Source organism: Sphingomonas sp. AC449, from assembly GCF_979253475.1.
Genome location: NZ_CEEDCZ010000128.1, coordinates 1 through 229, shown reverse-complemented (window position 1 = coordinate 229; position 229 = coordinate 1). Strand labels below are relative to the sequence as shown.

The window sequence follows — 229 nt, the reverse complement described above, 5'->3', positions numbered from 1 at the left end:
CTCATGATCTGAAGACGCCGCTGACGCGGATCCGGTCGCGGCTCGAACTTGCGGCCCTTGGCGGGGATCAAAACAATGCGACGTCGGATAGGCGCGGAGATCTCGATGCCTTGCTCCGGACGATCGACGACACGCTACGACTGGCTAGAGCAGAAACGACGATGACCAAGGAGTTTGTTCCCGTTGATTTGGCGGCAATCGTCGGCGAGGCCGTTGAACTGTTCGAACC

Annotated in this window: 1 protein-coding gene; it reads left to right on the top strand. The window is 59.4% G+C overall.

Annotation, left to right across the window (positions count from 1 at the left end):
• On the top strand, positions 1-229 hold a 229-nt coding region (locus AC0CH3_RS18095), incomplete at both ends, for a sensor histidine kinase (protein ID WP_465238156.1).